At 60.3% G+C, this 18,450-nt stretch carries 19 protein-coding genes; 8 read left to right on the top strand and 11 right to left on the bottom strand.

From position 1 onward, the window contains the following. Nucleotides 1-65: 65 nt before the first annotated feature. On the top strand, nt 66-269 hold the full coding sequence (locus AC13QY_RS27915; RefSeq protein WP_113352419.1) for a hypothetical protein: 204 nt from the start codon (nt 66-68) through the stop codon (nt 267-269). A 189-nt stretch (nt 270-458) separates the two neighbouring features. Here the strand turns inward: AC13QY_RS27915 and AC13QY_RS27910 are convergent, their stop codons facing one another. Next, nucleotides 459-1,349 carry an SMP-30/gluconolactonase/LRE family protein gene (locus AC13QY_RS27910; RefSeq protein ID WP_113352418.1) on the bottom strand — a complete coding sequence of 297 codons (891 nt, stop codon included), beginning with the start codon at nt 1,347-1,349 and terminating at the stop codon, nt 459-461. 90 nt (nt 1,350-1,439) lie between these two features. Here AC13QY_RS27910 and AC13QY_RS27905 point away from each other — a divergent pair, with 90 nt between their 5' ends. Continuing rightward, complete coding sequence (locus AC13QY_RS27905; RefSeq protein WP_113352417.1) at nt 1,440-1,859, top strand: GlcG/HbpS family heme-binding protein; 420 nt, start codon at nt 1,440-1,442, stop codon at nt 1,857-1,859. 61 nt (nt 1,860-1,920) lie between these two features. Here AC13QY_RS27905 and AC13QY_RS27900 read toward each other — a convergent pair whose 3' ends face one another. Further along, nucleotides 1,921-2,952 (bottom strand): L-idonate 5-dehydrogenase, encoded by a 1,032-nt coding sequence (locus AC13QY_RS27900; RefSeq protein WP_488494349.1) that lies wholly within the window; start codon nt 2,950-2,952, stop codon nt 1,921-1,923. Nucleotides 2,953-2,963: 11 nt separating this feature from the next. Beyond that, nucleotides 2,964-3,911, bottom strand: a complete 948-nt coding sequence (locus AC13QY_RS27895; RefSeq protein WP_113352415.1) for a 2-hydroxyacid dehydrogenase — start codon at nt 3,909-3,911, stop codon at nt 2,964-2,966. 86 nt (nt 3,912-3,997) lie between these two features. On the opposite strand from AC13QY_RS27895, the gene AC13QY_RS27890 reads away from it, so the two are divergent. The 5 genes from AC13QY_RS27890 to AC13QY_RS27870 all read left to right on the top strand — a co-directional run bounded on the left by AC13QY_RS27890 (nt 3,998) and on the right by AC13QY_RS27870 (nt 7,634). Next, the gene (locus AC13QY_RS27890) at nt 3,998-4,756 is read left to right on the top strand and encodes an SDR family oxidoreductase (RefSeq protein WP_113352414.1); all 759 of its coding nucleotides are present in this window, start codon (nt 3,998-4,000) and stop codon (nt 4,754-4,756) included. Continuing rightward, a complete protein-coding gene (locus tag AC13QY_RS27885; RefSeq protein ID WP_113352413.1) occupies nt 4,725-5,267 on the top strand; it encodes a gluconokinase in 543 nt (180 codons plus the stop codon). The genes AC13QY_RS27890 and AC13QY_RS27885 overlap by 32 nt, the downstream gene beginning before the upstream one ends. Then, nucleotides 5,264-6,151, top strand: coding sequence for an NAD(P)-dependent oxidoreductase (locus tag AC13QY_RS27880; RefSeq protein ID WP_113352412.1), 888 nt, complete (start codon nt 5,264-5,266; stop codon nt 6,149-6,151). Before AC13QY_RS27885 ends, AC13QY_RS27880 begins: the two co-directional genes overlap by 4 nt. Further along, nucleotides 6,148-6,480, top strand: coding sequence for a hypothetical protein (locus tag AC13QY_RS27875; protein ID WP_095436432.1), 333 nt, complete (start codon nt 6,148-6,150; stop codon nt 6,478-6,480). Before AC13QY_RS27880 ends, AC13QY_RS27875 begins: the two co-directional genes overlap by 4 nt. Before the next feature lie 134 nt (nt 6,481-6,614). Then, nucleotides 6,615-7,634, top strand: a complete 1,020-nt coding sequence (locus AC13QY_RS27870; RefSeq protein ID WP_113332780.1) for a LacI family DNA-binding transcriptional regulator — start codon at nt 6,615-6,617, stop codon at nt 7,632-7,634. A 58-nt stretch (nt 7,635-7,692) separates the two neighbouring features. On the opposite strand, the gene AC13QY_RS27865 is transcribed toward AC13QY_RS27870, so the two are convergent. From AC13QY_RS27865 to AC13QY_RS27855, 3 genes are read right to left on the bottom strand one after another with little or no spacing between them, the layout of a single operon-like run. Further along, nucleotides 7,693-8,787 (bottom strand): ABC transporter substrate-binding protein, encoded by a 1,095-nt coding sequence (locus AC13QY_RS27865; RefSeq protein WP_113352411.1) that lies wholly within the window; start codon nt 8,785-8,787, stop codon nt 7,693-7,695. 40 nt (nt 8,788-8,827) lie between these two features. After that, nucleotides 8,828-9,898, bottom strand: coding sequence for an ABC transporter permease (locus AC13QY_RS27860; RefSeq protein ID WP_069615586.1), 1,071 nt, complete (start codon nt 9,896-9,898; stop codon nt 8,828-8,830). Between the two features lie 16 nt (nt 9,899-9,914). Next, entirely contained in the window at nt 9,915-11,411 is a 1,497-nt protein-coding gene (locus AC13QY_RS27855; RefSeq protein ID WP_113352410.1) for a sugar ABC transporter ATP-binding protein, read from the bottom strand. A gap of 386 nt (nt 11,412-11,797) precedes the next feature. On the opposite strand from AC13QY_RS27855, the gene AC13QY_RS27850 reads away from it, so the two are divergent. After that, the gene (locus AC13QY_RS27850; RefSeq protein WP_162749434.1) at nt 11,798-12,784 is read left to right on the top strand and encodes an AraC family transcriptional regulator; all 987 of its coding nucleotides are present in this window, start codon (nt 11,798-11,800) and stop codon (nt 12,782-12,784) included. A 213-nt stretch (nt 12,785-12,997) separates the two neighbouring features. Here AC13QY_RS27850 and dhaL (AC13QY_RS27845) read toward each other — a convergent pair whose 3' ends face one another. The 5 genes from dhaL (AC13QY_RS27845) to AC13QY_RS27825 all read right to left on the bottom strand — a co-directional run bounded on the left by dhaL (AC13QY_RS27845) (nt 12,998) and on the right by AC13QY_RS27825 (nt 18,395). Beyond that, entirely contained in the window at nt 12,998-13,654 is a 657-nt protein-coding gene (gene dhaL / locus AC13QY_RS27845; protein WP_113352409.1) for a dihydroxyacetone kinase subunit DhaL, read from the bottom strand. Between the two features lie 55 nt (nt 13,655-13,709). Beyond that, nucleotides 13,710-15,806: a bifunctional sugar-binding transcriptional regulator/dihydroxyacetone kinase subunit DhaK gene (locus AC13QY_RS27840; RefSeq protein ID WP_113352408.1), complete on the bottom strand. Its 2,097-nt coding sequence runs from the start codon at nt 15,804-15,806 to the stop codon at nt 13,710-13,712. A 133-nt stretch (nt 15,807-15,939) separates the two neighbouring features. Continuing rightward, entirely contained in the window at nt 15,940-16,581 is a 642-nt protein-coding gene (gene dhaL, locus AC13QY_RS27835; RefSeq protein WP_488494348.1) for a dihydroxyacetone kinase subunit DhaL, read from the bottom strand. 13 nt (nt 16,582-16,594) lie between these two features. Further along, nucleotides 16,595-17,587, bottom strand: a complete 993-nt coding sequence (locus tag AC13QY_RS27830) for a dihydroxyacetone kinase subunit DhaK (protein ID WP_488494347.1) — start codon at nt 17,585-17,587, stop codon at nt 16,595-16,597. A 34-nt stretch (nt 17,588-17,621) separates the two neighbouring features. After that, nucleotides 17,622-18,395, bottom strand: coding sequence for an SDR family oxidoreductase (locus AC13QY_RS27825; protein WP_488494346.1), 774 nt, complete (start codon nt 18,393-18,395; stop codon nt 17,622-17,624). Nucleotides 18,396-18,450 lie beyond the last annotated feature (55 nt).

The raw sequence follows: 18,450 nt of genomic DNA, 5'->3' as shown, positions 1-18,450 counted from the left end.
CGGCTTTTGACATCGCAGTGCTAATTAAGCGGTCTATCTTCTGCGCTAACGAACAGGAGGTAACCATGACCCAAAGGGACTTGACGATCGCCGAAGTTCTTAAAGATCCGCTGATCCGCCAGGTCATGCGCGCAGATCGCATATCCGTAACCCGGATGGCGGATTTGCTACAGGATGCTGCACGCAGGCAAGAACGCGCCTTGTCCGCCAATCTCGCGTCGATTGCGCATGCGGCGATACGTTCCGTATCGCAAGCCGACCTGCGCTGATATTCCGTCATCCGACAGCGACGATCGCCAGATGATCCCGGCGATTGTCGCTGCAGCATTTCCGTATTGAACGTCTCTACCGGTCTCCAAGCAATCCAGGATCGCTGGCTTTTCCGAAGCCTCGATAGGGCTGTCCTTGTTGCTGCGCCGCTTTACGGATCGTTTCGTAATGCGGTCCCAGCCCTGGTGTTAAAGTGCGCCGCTTCGGTTGAGCGAGATCGAATAAACGCTGGTCGTCGCTGTGATGAACAGCTTGTGCTTGCCGCGGCCGCCGAAGCAGAGGTTGGAGACCGTTTCCGGCACCAGGATCTTGCCCATGAGATGGCCGTCGGGGGCGATGCAATGCACACCGTCGGCGGCCGACGACCAGAGATTGCCATCGCTGTCGAGGCGCATGCCGTCGGCGCAGCCCGGTGAAATCGCATGAAATACTTCGCCGCCGGATAGCCGCCAGTTTTCACCGACATTGAAGACCCGGATATGCTGCGGATCGCTGCCATGCATACGACCGGTATCGGCGACATAAAGCTTCTTCTCGTCAGGGCTGAAGGCGAGGCCGTTCGGGCAGTTGAAATCCGTCAAGACGGCCTGCATGGAGCCATCGGGATCGACGCGATAAACATTGCAGGGCAGCTCCTGCTCGCTCCTATATCCTTCGTAGTCCGTCGCAATGCCGTAGTGTGGATCGGTGAACCAGATGGCGCCGTCAGAGGCGACGATGACATCGTTGGGTGAATTCAGGCGCTTGCCCTGGAACCGATCGGCGATGACCGTGATGGAGCCGTCATATTCCGTTCGCGTGACACGCCTGCCGCCATGCTCGCAGCTGACGAGCCGGCCCTGCCGGTCACGCGTATGGCCGTTCGAAAAATTCGAGGGTTCGCGAAAGATGCTGGTGCCCAGCCCCGGTATCCAGCGCATGATGCGGTTATTCGGGATATCCGAGAAGAGCAGGCAGTTCAGATCTCCGAACCAGACAGGCCCTTCCACCCAGTCGAAACCGGTGGCGATCTGCTTGACGGGAGCATTGCCAAGAACAAATTTCCCGAAGGCCGGGTCCATGATCTCGAAGAACGACATTGTAACAATACCTCCCATAAGGTTACATCGAGAGATCGATGTGTTATCGATAACATATTCAATAGAGTCCGCAAGTCGGGAGGATAGTGCATGAGCCATGTTCTGACGTCGAGTGTCTTGAGCGACGAAGGAGTGATGACGTTGTTGACCGCTGCGATCTCGGCTGCTTCGCAGATGGGGCAGCCGCAATGCATCGTCATCGTCGATCAATCCGGCGTGACGCTGGGGTCCTTCCGCATGCACGGTTCACGTTTTCAGTCGCTGAAAAGCGCCACTGCCAAGGCACAGACGGCTGCTTCCATCGGCGGGCCGAGCCATTCGCTGCCGGAGCATGCGCGAGTGCCGCTGGCGATCGCGACCCATGGCGGCATGACGGGTTTGCGCGGGGGCTTACCCATCCGTGTCGGCGGCACGCTTGTCGGCGGTATCGGCGTTGGTTCCGGGTCAGGCGAGCAGGACGAGCAGGTTGCGCGCGCTGCGCTCAAAGCGATCGGCGCCGATCTCGACTAGGCCGGACGTGAGCGCGAAATCCATTTTCGCTTTCGATCGGTGGATTTCGCGCCGTTTCGGTTCAGGTAAAGGCGATCTGTGCCTTCATCGCTTGGCTTCGATCCGAAGCGATCTCGAAGGCGCTGATCGCGTCGGCAAGCGGTACCGTATGGGTGATGAGCGGCCGCACATCGATGAGACGCTTGCGCATCAGATCGACGCCAATGGCAAACTCCTCATGAAAGCGGAAAGAGCCGCGTAGTTCCAGTTCCTTGGCCGTGATCGCCAGCATCGGCAAGCTCATGTCGCCGCCGATACCAAGCTGTACGATAATCCCCCGCGGCCTCAATGCGGTAATGCCGCCGGCAAGGGCAGCGGCAGCGCCCGAGCATTCGTAGAGCACGTCGAAAGTGCCCTTGTCCGCGGAATAGGCGGCAAGCGCTTCGGGCTCGTTCTTTGTATTGATGACCCTGTCGGCACCCGCTTGCCTAGCAAGCGACAAGGTGAAATCCGAAAGATCGGTTGCGACGATCTCGACGGCACCGGCACGGCGTACGGCCAGGATCGAGAGAACGCCGATCGGACCGCAGCCGGTCACGAGGACGCGCTTGCCGAGCATCTCGCCCGCTCGCCGCGTGGCATGCAAGGTCACGGCCAAAGGTTCCGCCATGGCCGCTTCACCCGCTGTCAGACCATCGGCCGGCACGCATTGGATGGCATCGGCCACCAGCGTCTCGCGGAACGCACCCTGGATGTGCGGGAAGGGCATGGCGCTGCCATAAAAGCGCATGTTGAGGCATTGATTGGGCAATCCCTGCAGACAGTAGCGGCAAGTCCGGCATGGGCGCGATGGGGAGACGGCAACGAGCTGACCGATCTCGAGCCCTTGCACGCCCGGGCCGAGCGCGGTGACGGTCGCGCTGACCTCGTGCCCAAGGATCATCGGCTCCTTCAGGCGCACGGTGCCGAAGCCGCCGTGATGGTAGTAGTGCAGGTCGCTGCCGCAGACGCCGCCGGTTGCGAGCTTCAGCTTGACCTCTCCCGCACCCGGTTCTTCCTCCGGATAATCCTCGATACGCACATCCTTGGCGGCGTGGGCGATGATGGCCTTCATGTCTTTCTCCCTCAAAGAACGGGTGTCGGCAGCGCCTGGCCGGCGAAATGAGCGGCGAGATTGTCGCGCACGAGCTTACCCATGGCCTTGCGCGTCTCGACCGTGCCGGAGGCATGGTGAGGCTGCAGCAGCACATTGTTCAGCGCCAGGAAGCGCGGATTGAGTTTCGGCTCGCCTTCGAAGACGTCGAGCGCTGCCGATCCGAGCTTGCCGGCCTCCAGTGCGTCAAGGAGTGCCTCTTCGTCTATATTGGACGCGCGGGAGATGTTGATCAACATCCCTTCCGGGCCGAGCGCCTCGATCACCTTATGACCGACAATATGCCGCGTCGCCGCTGAAGCGGCGAGCGTGACGAACAGGAAATCCGATTGTGTCGCGAGCTCGACGGGATCGGCCACGAAGGTCATGTCGGAGGCGTAGGATTTCGCCTCGACGTCCGAATAGGCAATCTGCATGTCGAAGCCCTTCAGGCGTTTGGCGACTTCGAAGCCGATGCGGCCAAGACCGAGCACGCCGGCACGCCGCCCCCAGACGCGGCGCTTGAGGGGATAAAGCCCCTTTTGTGCCCAGCTGCCGTCACGCACCCATGTCTCCGCACCGATCATGCCGCGCGACAGGCAGAGCATCATCGCAATTCCCAAATCCGCGACATCGTTGGTCAGGACGTCGGGGGTGTTGGTGACGCGAATGCCACGCTCGCGGCAGGCCTGCAGGTCGACGGCATCGAAGCCAACGCCATAGACCGAAATGACTTCCAGTTTGGGACAGGCCTCGATCATGGCGCGGTTGGCACCGAGTTCGCCGCGTGTCGCAATACCCCTGATCGACGGTCCGACCTCGGCGAGCAACTTGTCCTTGTCGGCAGCCTCGAAATAGCGATGAACCTGGAACGCTGCGTCGAGCGGCTCTTGATCCCATTGCGGGTAGGGGCCAATCTGCAGGATCGGTGGTTTGTTCATCTCACGCATCCTCCCTTGACATCAAATGTTATCGATAACATAAACAAGGGAGGCGACCAATGTCGAGATAAAAAACGGAGGAAACGATGTCTCTTGGTCTTTTCGATCTGAAAGGGCGTCGTGCCCTGGTGACGGGTTCTTCCCAAGGTATCGGGCTTGCGCTCGCCAAGGGCCTGGCGGCTGCTGGCGCCGACCCGGTGCTCAACGGCCGCGACAAGGAAAAGCTTGCCAAGGCGGCTGAAGACTTTGCAGGCAAGGTGCATGTGCTGCCATTCGATGCCACCGATCACGAGGCCGCGCGTCGAGCCGTGGATGCGTTCGAAGCCGAGACGGGGGCGATCGATATTCTCGTCAACAATGCCGGCATGCAGTTTCGCACGCCGCTGGAGGATTTTCCCGCCGACGCCTTCGAGCGGCTTCTGCGGACGAACATCTCGAGCGTTTTCAATGTTGGCCAGGCGGTCGCCCGTCATATGATCAAGCGCGGCGCCGGAAAGATCATCAACATCGCAAGCGTGCAGACGGCGCTGGCGCGGCCCTCGATTGCGCCATACACGGCAACCAAGGGCGCCGTCGGCAATCTGACGAAGGGTATGGCGACGGATTGGGCGAAGCATGGGCTGCAATGCAACGCCATCGCGCCCGGTTATTTCGATACGCCGTTGAACGCAGCTCTCGTTGCAGATGCCGATTTCTCCGCGTGGCTCGAAAAGCGCACGCCGGCCGGCCGGTGGGGTCGCGTCGAAGAATTGGTTGGCGCCTGTATCTTCCTTGCTTCCGATGCCTCCTCTTTCGTCAACGGTCATGTGCTCTATGTCGACGGCGGCATCACGGCTTCGCTCTGATGGCGTTTTGCCGCGCCACTTCGTCATCATGGGCGTCAGCGGCTGCGGCAAGTCGTCCGTTGGCTCGGCACTCGCAGCGCGCGTTGGCGGCATTTATGTCGATGGTGATGATCTTCATCCCGTGGCCAACATCGCCAAGATGAGCGCCGGCATTCCTCTGACGGATGCCGATCGATGGCCCTGGCTCGACAAGATCGGTCAGCGCCTGACTTTGGCGAATGAGATCGCGCTGATTGGGTGTTCGGCGCTGAAGCGCATTTATCGTGACCGGATCCGCGAGGTCGTCGGCGCGCCGGTCTCCTTCATTCATCTCGCCGGTACGAGGGAAACCATTCTGAAACGCATGCAGGCAAGGCGCGATCACTTCATGCCGCCGGCTTTGCTCGCCAGTCAATTTGCCGCGCTCGAGCCGCCGGGGGCCGACGAGCAGGCGATCACCGTCGATATCGATCAGCCGCTGGATCAAGTTGTGGCGGCCATCTTAATTGCCTTGGAGGAGACGCAATCATGAGCAGCAAGGTGGCGCTGATCGGCGCCGGTGCAATGGGCGGAGCGATCGGCGCTCGCCTGGTGGAGACGGGCAACCAACTCACTGTCTTCGATCTCGACAAGGAGAAGGTCGCGGCACTGACTGCAAAAGGCGCCACGGCTGCCGCCAGTGCGGCGACCGCTGCTGCCGTTTCCGATTTCGTCATCCTCAGCCTCAATTCGCCGAAGATCGTCCATGCCGCCGTTTTCGGACCTGAAGGTGTTGCCGCAGGTGCTAAACCGGGCACGCTGATCATCGATATGTCGTCGATCGACCCCGATGCGACAAAGGCCCTAGCCGCAGAGGCTGCGGAAAAGAGGCTGCGCTGGGTGGATAGCCCGCTATCCGGTGGGGCGCCAAAGGCCCTGATCGGACAATTGACGCTGATGGCCGGCGGCAGCGAGCAGGATGTCACCGATGCACATAAGGTTCTGCGCCATGTGGCCTCGAACTACACGCATATGGGTCCCGTCGGTGCGGGCCAGACCACGAAGCTCATCAATCAGGTTCTTTGCGCATTGAATTTCCTCGCCGTCGCCGAAGCAACGCAACTGGCGCTCGATGCCGGCGTCGATGCTGCGAAAATCCCGCAGGCGCTGAAGGGCGGACGGGCCGACAGCGCCATCCTGCAGGAATATATGCCGCGCTACGTCAGCAAGGATTATCGCCGCACCGGCCGCATCGACAACATGGTCAAGGATCTGAACGGCGCTCAGGATCTCGCTCGCAGGACCAATACCGCCATGCCGCTGACGGCGGTCTGTGCCGAGATACACCGCATGCTGACGGCTTCCGGGCTTGGCGGTGAGGATCAGGCCGCGCTGATGGAATTCTTCAAAGGGCCGAACAAGGAGATCGCCGGATGATTACCCGATACGCATTATTCGAAGGCAAGGTCAAAGACGGAGAGGCAGAGGCGTTTCGAACGGCTGTCATGGAAACCATTCTGCCGAAGTGGAAGCAGTTTCCGGGTGCCCTCGACGTGCGGGTTACCTTTGCCGAGGCCCGAGATGAAGGTGCCCCGGAGTTCCCGATGATTTTGGCCGTGAACTATCCGGATATGGCCGCCGTGGAGAAGGCGCTTGCAAGTCCGGTGCGCACGGAGGCACGTGCTGCGACGGAAGCGGTTCTCTCGCGCTTTTTCGAGGGGCGCATCCATCATCATGTGACGCTCGCCCATGAGTTTGAGCTCTAGACCGCCATCCGCGGGCGCTTTCCGATGCACGGCGCCCATACTGTCTTGCGCGCATGGCGGCATAGCTGAGAGCGCCTCTTGCTATTCTAGGAAGAGGCATACTACTCTGATGGTAACGATAACATAGGCCATTGATGAGTAACGATCGCAAAACGCCGACTATGGCAGACATAGCCCGCGTCATGGGAGTTTCTCCCATGACCGTGTCGCGTGCCTTCAAGGCCGATAGCCTGGTCAGTCCGGAGACGCGCGAGGCGATCCTGCGAACGGCGGAAGAGCTGGGCTATGTCTTCGACAGCACAGCATCCAACCTGCGTTCGCAAAAGTCCGGCTTTGTCGCCGTTACCATTCCATCCATCAACAATGCCAACTTCGCGGATACGGTCGGCGGCCTCTCGGACACCTTATCCAAGCGGGACATGCAGATCCTACTTGGCTATACGAACTACGATGTCGAAGAGGAGGAGCGGCTGATTGAGCAGCTGCTCCGCCGCAGACCGCAGGCGATCGTCGTGACCGGCGGCACGCATACGCAGCGAGCGCGTAAACTTCTGCAGACAGTTGCAATCCCCGTGATCGAGACTTGGGATATCCCGACCGATCCGATCGGCCATTATGTCGGCTTTTCCAACCGAGCCGTCATGCGCGATATGGTCGATCATTTCGTCGCACTCGGCTGTCGCCGCATCGCCTTCATCGGTGGTGATGTCCAGCGCGATTCACGCGGTAGCGAACGCCGGCTTGGCTTCATCGCCGCGATGCAGGCGTATGGTCTCGATGCTTCCAGGCTGATTGCAGCCGGATCGCCGCCGATCTCGATGCGGGAGGGTGCCAATGCCATGGCTAAACTGATCGAGCTCTATCCCGATACGGAAGCCGTCGTCTGCGTCTCGGATCTTGCCGCCTACGGTGCACTTACCGAATGTCGGCGGCTCGGGATTCCGGTGCCGGAACGCTTTTCCATCGGTGGTTTCGGCAATTATGAAATCGGCGAGGTCTGCGTGCCGACTTTGACGACGATCAATGCCTTCGCGCGTGAGATCGGCGAGCGGACTGCACAATTGATCCTGGATATTCTCGATGGCACGCAGTCGATTCCTGATGTCAGGATCTTGCCGCAACTGATTGCACGCGATAGCAGCCGCCAAGCTTAGTGTTGTTGTCGAATGATGTGGCCCGGCCATTAAGCCAGGCCACGTCCCGTCCCTGGGATCATTTACCCCAGATCTTCTTATACTCGTCCTTGTAACCGTTGTCCGGATCGAAGGTGTTCTTCGGGCCGCCATCGGATTGGATATTGTCTGCCGTCACGACGTGTAGCGGTGAGAGATAGCCGGACCATTTTTCACCGGCGAAGGCACGATTGAGTTCATCGACCAATTGCCAGCCCTGGAGATTAAGGGGTTCGGCAACCGTAACCTTCTGGAATTGACCAGCGCGGATGCGTTCATAGGCCGATTGCGAGCCATCGCCGGCAGCGACATTGATCGGCGCATCGGTGCCGCTCTTGCCGGCGGAGGCGAGCGATGGACCCATGAAATCGAAATAAAGGTCGTTGATCGCAAGCGAATGCGTCCAGCTGTCACCGTATTTCTGAAGGAGGGATGTCGTGAGCTGCGGCATGCGCTGCGATGTCTCGGCAATCGGCGTATCGACATATTCGAGAACCTTGCCGCCCAGACGCTCGATCTCCTGCTTCATTTTGTCGGCCTTGGCGATAGCGATCGCATAGGTGGAGTCGGTGAAGATGATGACGCCCGGCTTGCCCTTGGCATCGACGAATGCCCAGTCGGCGGCTGCTTTCGAGACTTCCATAGCGTCGGTGCTGACATTGGCGAAGAGGCCGTTCTTGTCGTCGGGGCCGATCACCGGGCCGGCATGCCAGGCGACCAGAGGGATTTTGGCGGCCTTCGCCTGTTCCAGCGCAGGGGCCTGTTCGACGGCATCGAAGCCGTCGATGATGATGCCGGCGGGCTGCAGCGCTATCGCCTGACCGAAGGCCGCTGTACGGCCGCCGATGGAGCCCGCGCCATCGAGAACCTTCACCTCCCAGCCGATCGCCTTCGCCGCTTCCTCGACACCGTTGCTCACGCCGAGAATGCCGCCATTCTTGAGATCGCCCGCGAGCACGACGATGGTCTTGCCGGTCTGCGCTTTCGGACCTGTCGTCGGGCCGTCCCATTTGGTGACCGGGGTTGCGTATTTATCGACGACGGCCTTCGCATCCGCCAACGGATCGGCATAGGCCTGGCCGGCGCATAGCACCAGGATCGCTGTCGTGGCCTGCAGGAATTTTCTACGGTTCATGTCTTCTCCTCCCTTTGAACATTCGAACTTCAGATGATCTTCATTTCTCCGCCGGCTTGGCGGAAAGTTGCGGCGCCTGGGCGGGGGCCATGCGTCCTGCATGGCTGCGGCGGCGCTGGGCGTAACCGGCAATACCGATCGCGACGAGCAGGGTGACGCCATTGAATAGAGGCTCGACATAGAAGGAGCCGCCGAACTGCTGGATGCCGGCAATACCAACTGCCAGAATGATGACGCCGATCATCGTGCCCCAGACGTTGACGCGACCGGGCTTGATGGTGGTCGATCCGAGGAATGCGCCGACCAATGCAGGCAGAAGATATTCGAGCCCGACGCTTGCCTGGCCAATGCGCAGCTTGGAGGCAAGGAGGACGCCGGCAATGGCGGCAAGTGTTCCCGAGGTAACGAAGGCGCCGATGACGAAGCGGCGGACGGGAATGCCGTTGAGCGCGGCAGCCTTTGGATTGGCGCCGATCGCGTAGATATAGCGGCCGATCGGCAGATATTCGAGGACGATCCACATGACGAAGGCAAGCGCCAGGACATAGATGCCGGTGATCGGCAGGCCGAAGACCATCGTGCCGTTCAGCGCATAAAATCCTTGCGGCAGCATGCCCACGACCTGCCGGCCGCCGGTATGCCAGAGTGCGATTGCATAAAGAACAGTGCCCGTGCCGAGCGTTGCGATGAAGCTATCGATCTTGGCAATCTCCACCAGCAGGCCGTTCAGAAAGCCGGTCAGTGCGCCAAGCGCGATGACGATCAGGACCGCAACCGGCCAGGGCAGGCCGAACATCGTCTGAAGGCTGATCGCCAGCACATGCCAGAGCACGATGCCGTAGCCGATGGTCAGATCGATGCGCCCCGCCGCCATCGGGATCATCGCGGCCAGCGACAGGATGGCGATGATCGTTTTGTCCGAAATGATCGAACGCAGATTGAGCATCGTCGGGAATGTCTGCGGTAGCAGAATCGAGAAAAGCAGGATCAGGAAGACCGTCAGGATGACGAGGCCATAGACGGGCAGCAAGCGCTGGATCTTCTGGCCGAGGCTCATGGCTGAGAGCTCGGCGCGGGTCGGCTCAAGCGCGTTGGATTCGATCGATTGCATGGTGTTCTCCTCCGGTTCAGGCCGCTTCGGATGCAGACGCGGCAGCGATGACCGCCGGTGTTGTAAGGTCGGCATCGCTGAGTTCGCGCACGATCCTCCCGCGCGAAAACACCAGGGCACGATGGCAGATGTGAGCGATTTCCTCGAAATCGGTGGAGACGACGAGAACGGCAAGGCCAGCCTCGACCGCCTCGGCAATCAGCCGATAGATGTCTGCCTTGGCGCCGACATCGACGCCGGCGGTCGGATCCTCGGCGATCAGCAATTTGCGTCCCGTCGCCAGCCATCGTCCCACGACGACCTTCTGCTGATTGCCGCCGGATAGGGCTTCGATGGCAAGGCTCTGATCGTTAGGCCTAAGGCCGACACGGCTTCCAAGTGAATAGGCAGCTTCTGCTTCGCGGCGTGGAGACAGGAACGAAAACAGGCTTCGTCCGGAGGCGCCGGGATTGAGGAAGGTATTTTCACGCAGGCTGAGCGACATGGCGACGGATTCTTCCGTCCGATCCCTGGCGATCAGGCCGATGCCCGAAGCCATCGCGGCGACGGTGCTGGAAAGGTCGGGTGCGGCCCCATTCAAGCGAACGCTGCCCTGCGATGGCTCGCAACCGAACAGCGCCCGTCCGATCAATTCCTGACCGGCGCCGCGCAGGCCGACGAGACCGAGCAATTCGCCCTGTCGGATATCGAAGGACACAGGTCCTGCGCCGCGGCAGGTGAGCTCTTTTACGGAAACGATGGCAGGCCCGGCGCTTCTTTCCGCCTTAACGAAGAGCTGGTCCGCCTTGCGCCCGACGATCATGCGGATGAGCTCATCCGGCGTCGTCTCGGAGACTGGCTTTTGGCCCACCAGCTGACCATCGCGCAGCACGGCGACGCGGTCGGCGATACGGAAGATTTCGTCGAGCCGGTGCGAGACGTAGATCATGGCCACGCCGCGCTCTTTCAGCGGGCGGATGGCAGCAAAGAGCTTTTCGACCTCATCGGCGGGCAGGCTGGCTGTGGGCTCGTCAAGCACAAGCACGTCGGCTTCGACAGCGAGTGCGCGGGCGATTGCCACGAGCGACTTTTCCGTACGGGTCAGCTCCTGAACGCGGGTCGACGGATCGAAATCGCAGCCGACGAGTTTTAGCGCTTCCGCGGTGCGCCGCTCCGTCGCCCGCCAATCAATCAGCCGTCCGCGCAGGGAATAGCCCTGGGCGAGCCCGACATTCTCGCCCACCGTCATCCATTCGATCAGTCCGAGATCTTGATGGATAAAGGCGACCGGCTGGCGCTGATTGGGTTGCGGCGGGCGATGATGATAGGGCTTGCCGCCAAACAGGATCTGCCCGCCATCCGGCTTGTAGATGCCTGCCAAGGTCTTGATGAGCGTCGATTTGCCCGCGCCATTCTCTCCGAGAAGCGCGAGAATTTCGCCCCGCTGCAGGTCGAGAGATACGTTCGACAGCGCGCGCGTTCCGCCAAATTCCTTGGTGATATCGGAAAATTCGAGCAGCTTTCCGTTGTCCATCCTGCTCCTCCCAAAGCTTCGATGGGAGGAGGCTATGTTATCGATAACATTCCGTCAAGTGGCTCAAAGGCATCCGAGGAATACTCAGGCACTTAGCGTCGGCGCACACGGAAGTCGGCGTATTAGCCGAGGTTTTGGTTTAGGTATAAAATATATTCCTGAAGGTCGGATCATATTATGAAATAATATAAGTATAATCAAAATGCATGCAGTGAGGAGATGCTGATATATCCATATGGTTGCAATTGTAATATTTATTGTTTATCGAATTGATTTTGTTTATCATCTAGATTTATCTCAAATGGAGATGTGAGTGAGGATTTACTTTCAGGGATATAATTGAAGCCTGAAAGATAATCCGCCGATGCGGCACAAGAGAGGATTATTTGACCTACGCGACGCTCTCGGTGTTCAAAGTCGATAAGGCCGATGCCGAGGAGATGACGGCGCATTATGCGAGAACCCTGTTTCCCGCCATTGTCGAGCCTCTCAATGGCCGCGGCACGATTTCGGTGGTGGATCGTCACTACACGATCGGTTCCTGCAGCATCTGGCGCGGCAAATGTCATTCCGGCATGAGCGTCAAATTGTCCGGCGGTCCCGATGCCTACGGCCTTTATCTGCCGACCGCTGGCAGGATGCTGATCGAGACGGAAGGGCGGCAGCTGGAGTCGCTGCCGGGCAGGGGTCTGCTGGCCGATATGTCATGTTTTGAACATCTGACATTGTTCGAACAGCGCGGTCATATGGGTATGGCGTTCGAGAAGCCGGCTATGGTCCGGCAGCTGAGCGAGTTGCTGGACGCACCGGTTCGAGATGATCTGAAATTTACCGGTCCGGTCGATCTGATGTCGGGGCGAGGCATGCAGGTCGCAACGCTTGCAAATCTCCTGTGGCAGGATCTCGCGACAGGCGGCGCAGAACGATCTTCGGCCGCATTCATCGAAAGGCTCCTGCAGGCGATGATGATCGCTTTGCTTGAAACCGTCCCGCACAACTACTCGGTGCAATTGCTGCGACCGGCGTCACCGGCCATCCCGAGGCAGTTGAAACGCGCGATGGAATATATGCACGCCAATGCCGGTGCAGACATCAGGATGGCCGATATTGCCCGGGAAGCCGGAACGAGCGTGCGGTCCTTGCAGGCGGCGTTTCAGCAGTTCAAGAACACAACGCCTCTTGGCTACTTGCGGAACATACGACTGCAGGGTGCGCGCAAAACCCTTATGGATTCGGGCCATTCACGGTTGGTTGCCGACATTGCGCGCGATTGGGGATTTTCTCATATGGGCCGCTTCGCTGCACTTTACTATCAATCCTTCGGCGAGATGCCGTCCGAGACCGTCAGGCAACCGCGGCGCGGGAATGAATAGTGCTGCGATCTGCTTGCGCGAGGAAGTTGCTTTGCCGGAGCGGATCTATTCGCCGACTGCGTTACAACGAATGGAGCGGATTGAGCATCCGGACATGTAGTTATTGCATCGACAAGCTTGAAAATCGGAACGACGAGAGCTGGCTAACCAATATCGAGCGGGCATTGGTGAGAACAATTTAGCAACATCACATGTTAGTAGGCTCCTAATCGCTTAACCGCCGGCCTTATCCTCCACAAACGTATCCCGCATCGCCCGCAGAATAATCACCGCCGAAGCCGCCCCCGGGTCGATATGCCCGAGCGACCTTTCCCCCAGCCGCGCCGCGCGGCCGCGGGCGGCCACCATGGAGCTTGTGGAATTCGCTCCAGCTTCGGCAGCGTCGATTACGGCGCTCCACATGGCGGCAACATCGCGTGAAGCTGCCTTTGCATCGATGGCGGCTTCGGCGGCGGGGATCCATGCGTCGAGCATGGTCTTGTCGCCGCGCTGGCCCTTGCCACGCTGCTGGATGCCGGCCCGCATCTCGTCGATGATCATGGCCTGGCAGGCCGGAGAGAGGGATTCATCCGCCTTCAGCGCTTGCGAGGCCCGCCGGAAGGCGGTGGCATAGAGCGGGCCGGTCGAGGCGCCGACGGCATCCAGGAAGGCGGAGGCTGCGGTGGAGAAGATCTCCGAGGGCGATGCTTGCGCAAGATCGAGCTTTGCGAGCTCCGCATTCACGGCCATGAAGCCGAGAGACATGGTGATGCCGTGATCGGCGTCGCCGATTGCGCCATCCAACTCGGAGAGGCGGTCTTTTTCGGCATTGATCGCGATCGATATGCGCTGAAACATGGTGCCCAGGCAGCGGGCGGCTTTTTCCGGCATCGTCTTCCTCCCGATCCCGGCCATGTCTGTTGTCGCCGGGCACATTTTTATAGCTTTATCCGACCTTCAGCGCGAAGGTGTCGCACGGATGGTTCAGCATTTCGGTCAATTCCTGATCGAGATGCAGGATGGATATGGATGCACCGACCATGTCCAGCGACGTGCAATAATGTCCCACCCAGTTTGCCTCGATCTTGATGTCCTTGGCGCTCAGCCTCTGTTCGACGCGGCGGAACAGGATGTAGAGTTCCATCAGCGGCGTCGCGCCGAAGGAGTTGATGAGCACGGCCACCCGATCGCCTGCAACCGGCTTCATTTCGGAGAATATCCGGTCCATCACCCGGTCGGTGATCTCGTCGGCGCTCATCATCTTCTCGCGGGTCACGCCGCGTTCGCCGTGAATGCCCATGCCGAATTCGATATCGTCAGGCCCGATTTCGAAGTTATGGCGTCGGGTTTGCGGCAGGGAACAGGGCTCGAGCGCAACGCCCATGGTGAACGTCCGGTCATTGGCCTTGCGTGTCACTGATTCGCAAGCATCGAGTGACAGGCCCTTGTCGCAGGCAGCGCCTGCGATCTTGAAGATGAAGAAATTGCCGGCAACGCCGCGTCGTCCCTCGCGATCCTCGATCGGAGAGGAGGAGATATCGTCTGTGGTCAGCACCGTGCGAACGTCGATCTGGTGCTCCTGCGCCATTTCGGCGGCCATCTCGAAGTTCATGACGTCGCCGGCATAATTGCCATAGACAAAGAGCACGCCTTCGCCGCCGGAGGAGGCCTTGGCGCATTCGAGGATCGGGGTTGGCGGAGGCGAGGAAAAGATGTTGCCGATGGCGACGGCATCGGCAAGCCCCTTGCCGACATAGCCAAGAAAGCAAGGCTCGTGGCCGGTGCCGCCGCCGATCACCAGGCCGACCTTGCCCGGCCTCGGGCCGGTTCGCGCCATCAGCGCGCGGTTCGATCCCTTGATCGGCACGATATGCGAGGCATGTGCCTTGACGATGCCTTCGAGCATCTCGTCGACGACATCGTCGGGATTGTTGAGGAATTTCTTGATATGCGTTCGATAGCTGCTGGGCAGGGCAATGCTGTTGTCCGTTCTCGGACGCTGCTGGGCTTTCTGATCGAATTCGGTGACGCCATCGGCATTCAGAATGCCGCGCCCGGTGGCTGCATCGGTAATCAGCACGTTGATATAGCCGCCGCGCAGGGCGGCGAGAATTGCGGGCACCTTGTCGAAGCCGCCGGCGACGGCGATGCGTAGCCCGATGGATTTCAGCATGTCGAGGGATATGCCGATGGTGCGCTCGTCGAGCGGCCCTGCAACCGGCAGCCCCTTGGCGTCGATGAAACGGCCGGCAAGAACACCGACGGCATTCTTGGCCAGATAATCCTGGAGGGAGACGGACTCGAAGAAACCGCTGCTGTGAACCGTCGAGTTCGGTCGCAGCGACGCCACGCCGAAGATGGCCTTGTTGGCTTTAGAAAGCGTGGCAAACTGATCCTCGACCAATGGTTCGCGCAACAAGATCTCCCGAACCTCAGGCGCCGAAACGATCGCAGGGGCCGTGATGTTGATCAACCTGCCGCCTGTCACATCGGCAAAGGCACTGGCACAGAGTTCCGGCGTGTAGGCAAAGAGTGCACGGGTGCCACCGGTTGCCTGGACGATGGTAACATCCTGCAGGTTCGGCACATTGGCCTGCTCCGCGACCGCGAGAACCGTTCGGCCCCAGGCGACGGCAAGCGTGTCGCCGGATTTCAGCAAGCGGGCGATGGCCTGCGCGCCAGCGGTCCCAAGGCGGTCGATCAGCGGCCGCGAACCATCGTCGCTGGGCACCACGAGACAGTCGTGCAGGCCGAAATGGCGCTTGAGTTCCTGTGCGATTGAGAGCGAGCTCAGGCGGGATGGCTCGAGCGAGATATTGACGATGCCGCGGCTGCGGGCATCGGCGAGATAGCTATTCACGGTCGCCCGCGAAATGCCCATGATCTCGGCGATGTCGCCTTGGGTCTTGCCATCTTCATAATAGAGCCAGCAGGCCCAGACATAGGGGTCGTCACCATAGCGCAAGGGCATGCTATCGGTCGCATCCGGCACGCCCGCCTTGCTTGCACTATTCTTGCCGACCGAAGATGCCTTGCCTGTCATGATGATTCACTGTTTCCCGTTTTCGCCTGAAGATGAAAGCAATGACGCATGTTTGCAAATGCTTCTTCTTGAGGAGGGGCGGCGTGCGACCCCGTGGTGGAGCACGGGATCGCGCAGCCTTGGGAGAGCCCTGTTATTGCAGTCGTGCGCGAGCGCCGAGGGAAAGTTCCTTCAGGATGATGGCGCAGGAGGTCGCACCAGCGTCGAGAACGCCGAGCGAGCGCTCGCCCAGCCGGCTAGCGCGGCCGATCTTGGCCACAAGATTGAGCGTCGAATCTCGGCCAGCCTCGGCGGCGGCGACCAATGCCTCGAGCGCCTCGGCAAAGGACTTGCCAGCTACGTTCGCAGCATCGAAGGCCTCGATCGCCGGAACCAGCGTGTCCAGAAGCGTCTTGTCGCCGACCTTGGCCGAGCCGATCGACTGGATACCTTCGAGCCCGGCATGCAGTGCTTTGCCATAGGCTGCGCTATCGATCGCATCGATCCCGTCGAGCTTTTCGGCAATCTCGGTGAACATGACGCCGTAGAGCGGGCCCATGGAGCCGCCGATCTCGGTCATCAGCACCGTGCCCAGCGTATCGAGCGAGGCTGACAGCGACTGGCTCTTGCCCTTCAGGCGTTCCGCGGCCATGCCGAAGCCCTTGGCCATGTTGACGCCATGGTCGCCGTCGCCGATCTTGCCGTCGATCTCGCTGAGATAGGCGCGGTTCTCGACGACGCGGTCAGCCAGCGCCAAGACGATATCGCCCGATGTTGCATTGTTGAATGTCTGCATGCGTATGTCCCCCTCAGAGTAGCGTCGTGCACTCGACCTCGACGTCCAGAAGCTCTTTCAGCTCCTCGTCGAGTGCCATCACGGTCAGCGTCGCGCCGACCATTTCGAGCGACGTGAAGTAGTTGCCGATATAGGTCTTGTAGATCTTCAATCCCCGTTCGGAGATCTTCGTCTCGATCGTGTCGTTGAGGATGTAGAGCTCGTTGACCGGTGTCGCACCGAGGCCTGACACGAGGACGGCCACCTCCGTTCCAGCCGCCAGATTATGATCGTCGAGCACGATCTGGCACATATCCTCGGCTATCTCTGCTGCCGTCTTCAGCGGCTCGACGCGAACGCCGGGTTCGCCGTGATGGCCAATGCCGACTTCCATCGTGCCGGGCTCGATCCGGAAATTCGGGTGACCGACGGCGGGCAGGGTGCAGGGACCGAGACCGATACCGACGGAGCGGCAATTGTCGATCGCCCTTTGCGCGGTCATACGGACTTCCTCAAGGCTTGCACCCTTGGAAGCCTTGGCACCACCGATCTTCCACATGAAGATTTCGCCGGCCACACCACGGCGCTTCTCGCGCTCCTCCGGTGGTGCCGAGCAGACATCGTCGTTGGCGACGACGGTCGCGACTTCGATGCCGTCCTTGGCGGCAAGCTTCGTTGCCATCTTCACGTTCATGTTGTCGCCGGCATAGTTGCCGTAGAGGCAGATAACACCACGGCCGCCATCGGCCTCGCGGATGGCGTCGTGGAAGCTCTTGGCAGTCGGCGACGAAAAGAGCTCGCCGACTGCGACCGCATCCAGCATGTTCTTGCCGGTATAGCCGATGAAGGCCGGCTCATGGCCGGAGCCACCGCCGGTGACCACGCCGACCTTTCCGGCATGCGGGGCATCCTTGGCGACGACGACGCGCGGATTGTCTGCCAGACGGACGATGTCCGAATGCGCCTTGATGAAGCCTTTTACAGTATCTTCAACGACTTCATCGGGATTGTTGATGAACCGCTGCATGGTCTCTCCTGTCGAAATTGTCGAGCGCTTGCGCTCAAAGAATGGTGTAGCCGCCGTCGATCAGCAGATCGGCGCCGTTGATCATGTCCGCGCCGGACGAGGAGAGGAAAACAGCCGCGGCTGCAATCTCCTGCGGGAAGGCGAAACGACCCGTCGGGATGCGCTTCTTGGCGGCCTCGCCTTTCTCGCCGGCCCAGGCCTTCTTGCCGAGCTCGGTCAGCACGATGGTGGGCGAGATGGTGTTGACGTTGATGCCGTGTTTGCCCCATTCGGCGGCAAAGGTCTTGGACATGCCGATCACGCCGAACTTGGAGGCGCAGTATGCGACATGCTCTTCAATGGCGACCGTGCCGGCCTGCGAGGCGAGGTTGACGATCTTGCCGCCCTTGCCGGCGGCGATCATCGCGCGACCGACAGCCTGTGTGACCAGGAAGGTGCCCTTGAGATTGATGTTGATCGTCTTGTCCCAATAATCGAGCGGCAGATCCTCGGCGGGAGCAAGGAAGACGACGCCGGCACTGTTGACGGCGATATCGATGCTGCCGAAATGCGATACGACATCGCTGATGGCCTTGTTGACCGAGGCCGGATCGGACACGTCACAGACGAATGCTTCAGCGCCGCCGCCGATTTCCGATGCCTTTGCCTTCGCCATGTCGACATTGATATCGAGAACCGCGACTTTCGCGCCCTTGGCGGCGAATGCAGCAGCGACCGCAGCCCCGATGCCGGAGCCACCGCCTGTGACAAGCGCCGTCTTGCCTGAAAGCGGGAAGTTCAAATCAATGTCTGGGGATGTCTCGGTCATCTTTTTCAAGCCTCTGTTTTCGGGGTGCGGCGAGGCGACGGTTCGCCCCGCCACA

It is taken from the genome of Martinezella sp. CNPSo 3795, from assembly GCF_057784475.1.
Note: the sequence above shows the minus strand (reverse complement) of the source record. Positions and strands in the feature narration are given on the sequence as shown.

What these genes read in the sequence shown, in the direction of transcription:
- AC13QY_RS27915 (WP_113352419.1), top strand. Translation starts at nt 66, where the DNA reads ATGACCCAAAGGGACTTGACGATCGCCGAAGTTCTTAAAGATCCGCTG.
- AC13QY_RS27910 (WP_113352418.1), bottom strand. Translation starts at nt 1,349, where the DNA reads ATGTCGTTCTTCGAGATCATGGACCCGGCCTTCGGGAAATTTGTTCTT.
- AC13QY_RS27905 (WP_113352417.1), top strand. Translation starts at nt 1,440, where the DNA reads ATGAGCCATGTTCTGACGTCGAGTGTCTTGAGCGACGAAGGAGTGATG.
- AC13QY_RS27900 (WP_488494349.1), bottom strand. Translation starts at nt 2,952, where the DNA reads ATGAAGGCCATCATCGCCCACGCCGCCAAGGATGTGCGTATCGAGGAT.
- AC13QY_RS27895 (WP_113352415.1), bottom strand. Translation starts at nt 3,911, where the DNA reads ATGAACAAACCACCGATCCTGCAGATTGGCCCCTACCCGCAATGGGAT.
- AC13QY_RS27890 (WP_113352414.1), top strand. Translation starts at nt 3,998, where the DNA reads ATGTCTCTTGGTCTTTTCGATCTGAAAGGGCGTCGTGCCCTGGTGACG.
- AC13QY_RS27885 (WP_113352413.1), top strand. Translation starts at nt 4,725, where the DNA reads ATGTCGACGGCGGCATCACGGCTTCGCTCTGATGGCGTTTTGCCGCGC.
- AC13QY_RS27880 (WP_113352412.1), top strand. Translation starts at nt 5,264, where the DNA reads ATGAGCAGCAAGGTGGCGCTGATCGGCGCCGGTGCAATGGGCGGAGCG.
- AC13QY_RS27875 (WP_095436432.1), top strand. Translation starts at nt 6,148, where the DNA reads ATGATTACCCGATACGCATTATTCGAAGGCAAGGTCAAAGACGGAGAG.
- AC13QY_RS27870 (WP_113332780.1), top strand. Translation starts at nt 6,615, where the DNA reads ATGAGTAACGATCGCAAAACGCCGACTATGGCAGACATAGCCCGCGTC.
- AC13QY_RS27865 (WP_113352411.1), bottom strand. Translation starts at nt 8,787, where the DNA reads ATGAACCGTAGAAAATTCCTGCAGGCCACGACAGCGATCCTGGTGCTA.
- AC13QY_RS27860 (WP_069615586.1), bottom strand. Translation starts at nt 9,898, where the DNA reads ATGCAATCGATCGAATCCAACGCGCTTGAGCCGACCCGCGCCGAGCTC.
- AC13QY_RS27855 (WP_113352410.1), bottom strand. Translation starts at nt 11,411, where the DNA reads ATGGACAACGGAAAGCTGCTCGAATTTTCCGATATCACCAAGGAATTT.
- dhaL (WP_113352409.1), bottom strand. Translation starts at nt 13,654, where the DNA reads ATGCCGGAAAAAGCCGCCCGCTGCCTGGGCACCATGTTTCAGCGCATA.
- AC13QY_RS27840 (WP_113352408.1), bottom strand. Translation starts at nt 15,806, where the DNA reads ATGACAGGCAAGGCATCTTCGGTCGGCAAGAATAGTGCAAGCAAGGCG.
- dhaL (WP_488494348.1), bottom strand. Translation starts at nt 16,581, where the DNA reads ATGCAGACATTCAACAATGCAACATCGGGCGATATCGTCTTGGCGCTG.
- AC13QY_RS27830 (WP_488494347.1), bottom strand. Translation starts at nt 17,587, where the DNA reads ATGCAGCGGTTCATCAACAATCCCGATGAAGTCGTTGAAGATACTGTA.
- AC13QY_RS27825 (WP_488494346.1), bottom strand. Translation starts at nt 18,395, where the DNA reads ATGACCGAGACATCCCCAGACATTGATTTGAACTTCCCGCTTTCAGGC.